Source organism: Bacteroidales bacterium (assembly GCA_018334875.1).
Lineage (GTDB): Bacteria > Bacteroidota > Bacteroidia > Bacteroidales > UBA12077 > JAGXLC01.
Window position 1 is genome coordinate 1 of record JAGXLC010000458.1, and the last position, 3136, is coordinate 3136.

The 3136-nt window shown below is 42.1% G+C and carries 3 protein-coding genes; all 3 read right to left on the reverse strand.

Features of this window, described 5'->3' with window-relative positions; translation table 11 throughout:
• Positions 1–479: anthranilate phosphoribosyltransferase (locus KGY70_19775; GenBank protein ID MBS3777444.1), on the reverse strand; the 479-nt coding region annotated here is incomplete at its 3' end.
• Between the two features lie 18 nt (positions 480–497).
• Positions 498–1148, reverse strand: a complete 651-nt coding sequence (locus KGY70_19780) for an aminodeoxychorismate/anthranilate synthase component II (protein MBS3777445.1) — start codon at positions 1146–1148, stop codon at positions 498–500.
• A 12-nt stretch (positions 1149–1160) separates the two neighbouring features.
• Positions 1161–2555, reverse strand: coding sequence for an anthranilate synthase component I family protein (locus KGY70_19785; protein ID MBS3777446.1), 1395 nt, complete (start codon positions 2553–2555; stop codon positions 1161–1163).
• Positions 2556–3136: the final 581 nt, after the last annotated feature.

The window sequence follows — 3136 nt, forward strand, 5'->3', positions numbered from 1 at the left end:
TTCTTCATTGCCGGATGAAACAGGGGTGCATGCATGAAGCAAAATCCCGTCCGATCCAGCTCCTCTCTCAGCTTGGTTTGATCGTTTGAGAACTTGTAACCGAAGTATTCCAATACATTAGACGAGCCACAGGATGAGGACACACTGTAATTGCCGTGCTTGATCACCTGGGCCCCTGCACCGGCAGATACGAAAGAAGCCAGTGTGGAAATGTTGAATGTGTTTTTCGCATCTCCTCCGGTACCACAAAGATCGATGGTATTGAACTCATCAAAGTCAATGGATATGCACAGCTCCAGCATGGCATTGCGGAATCCTTTTAACTCTTCAACGGTGATATTCCGCATACGAAAAACAGTAAGGAAAGAAGCCATTTGAGAAGGATTGTAATTTCCGCGGGCGAATTTGATCAGAATATCGCTGGCCTCTTCTTCAGTAAGATACCTTTGTTTGTATAAATTTTCCAGTACGTTCTTCATAATCTGTTTGTTTTGGGTTTAACGAAATAAATGGTTTTGTTCCTTATTGTGAATGTTGTGTGATTCATGGTCAGCCCGTGGTGATGACAAGCTTTCATTATCCTGATTCAGCCAGTTTAACAGGATATTTTTTCCATGCGGAGTCATTACCGATTCGGGATGAAACTGGAGGCCTTTCACATCATAATTTTTGTGACAAAGGCCCATGATAATTCCCGAGTTGTCGGTAGCGGTTATTTCCAGCTCTTCCGGCAGACTGTCGGGATCTACAGCCCAGGAATGATACCTGCCTCCCCTGATTTCAGCCGGCAGCCGATTAAAAAGGCTTTCACCCTCATGAATGATTTTGATGTTGGATTCAATGCCATGATATACTTTGCTGAGATTATAGATCCGGGCTCCGTATACCTCGGCAATACCCTGCAGACCCAGGCAGATGCCCAGAATGCTTTTTGTGGACCCATACATTTCGATGAGTTTTTCCATAATTCCTGCCTCTTTAGGTATACCCGGACCGGGAGAAAGCAATATCCGGTCATAGGGCTGAACTTCTTCGGGCGTGATCTCGTCGTTGCGCACAACATCAACCTGGGCGTCTGTAACATCTTTAAGAATATGGACCAGGTTATAGGTGAATGAGTCGTAGTTGTCTAATACCAATATTTTCATAATTATTGATTTTTACATGTTATTACTAGCTGTATGGATGGCTCTGCGCAGGGCTTCCAGTTTGTTGTTCACCTCTGCAAGCTCCTTTTCTTCATCCGATTCGTTGATGATACCGGCGCCTGCCTGGTAATGCAGAACATTCTTTTTGCTGAGAAAGGAGCGTATGGTTATGGCATGGTTTGTTTCTCCGTTAATGCCTATATATCCTATACACCCTCCATAATAATCCCGGGAAGTGGGTTCATAACGATCAATTAACCGTATGGCTTTGTTTTTTGGTGCTCCGCTTAGCGTTCCGGCCGGAAAAGTATCGCCAAGAACATTCAGGGCAGATGCCTGTTCATTCATATCCCCTTCGACATTGGATACAATATGAATGACATGGGAGTAAAACTGAATCTCCTTCATGCCGGAAACTTTGACGTTGCTGGTACTTTTGCTCAGATCATTGCGGGCAAGATCAACCAGCATGACATGTTCGGCATTTTCTTTCTCATCTTTCAAAAGCTCTTCAGCCAGCTTTTCATCCCTCTCGTCATCGCCTGTTCTTCTGAAAGTACCTGCAATGGGGTTGATAAGTGCCTTTTTTCCGTCGGTTTTTAGCTGCATTTCGGGAGAAGAGCCGAAGATCTTATAATTACCGTAGTCAAAATAGAAGAGGTAAGGTGAAGGATTTATGGAACGTAACGCCCGGTAAACATTGAATTCATCTCCTTTAAAACCCCGGTAAAAGCGTCTGGAGAGCACCATCTGGAAGACATCTCCCCGTTGACAATGGTTCTTTGCATTGGATACCATTTCTTTATAGTCCTCTCCGGAAACGTTTGCCGTTTCGTCCGAATCCGTTTTAAACGGATAACTGGGGATGGGTTTGGTTTTGATAAGAAAAGCCAATTGGTCGATTGCACTTTCTTCCCCGGGAAACAGGTTTTCGACTATGGTTAGCTGATCCTTGAAATGATTTATGGCAATAATGTATTTATACAAGTGATAACGCATCAATGGAATAACGGGAGGAGATTTTTCCCGATCAAAGGAAAGTTTGTCAAAATATTGCACGGCTTCAAAGCCCATATAACCAAAGAAACCATTCAGGTGATTGTTCTTTTCTGAAAATTCAAACGATTGAATAAAATGCTCCAGCGATTCAAGAACTTCTTCCGGTTTCCGGATGGGTTTCGTGTCCGGGGATTGGTTCCCAATACGCTCTTTGATCGTTTGATCTTCTACAATAAAATCTGCCCTTGGCTCCAGGCAGATATAGGAATAACAATTCTCCAGATGATGGAAGTCGGAACTCTCCAATAAAATGGAATTGGGATATTCGTCCCGGAGTTTTAAATAAATTCCCACCGGGGTGATCATGTCAGCAAGCAATGTGCGCGTAGTGGTTTTAATTGTTTTCATATTGAAAAGGATTTTTATGCATAATACAATGATTTGCTTGATTTAATGACGAAAAAAAGCCCACCGCGAGAGCGATGGGCTTTTGATGTTTGCGTACCATGGGCCTTCTTTCTCACGGATTATTCGTGCAGAACTTAGGCCACCACCAGTTATTTGTATTTATTGAAGTCATTTTGCCGTTAGTTTTTAATATTGAATTTATACACAAAAAAGGCTCACCGTGAGTACGGTGAGCCTGAAATATTTTACACAGCTCGTTTTCCTCACGCTTGTTCCGTGAATCTTCCGGGCCACCACCAGTATTTAAGTTGTTGGATCATATTTTCGCCTGTTTGCTTTTTGCAAAAGTAAAAAAATATCTGAATTCAAAAAAAAATTTCGAAAAATTTTAGCCCGAATAATTCAAGAATTATTCCTATCTCCGACAGCGACTAAGGTGAACTTAAATTTTTTCAAAAATTTAAGTTCACCTTAGTCGGGGTTAGCCTGCTAAAAAATGAGTCTAGTCTAAAAAGGCTCTTAGCGGCTGTTTTTAGCTAATTGTACAGAAACTATCTATTGAATTTCAAACATCTACTAAA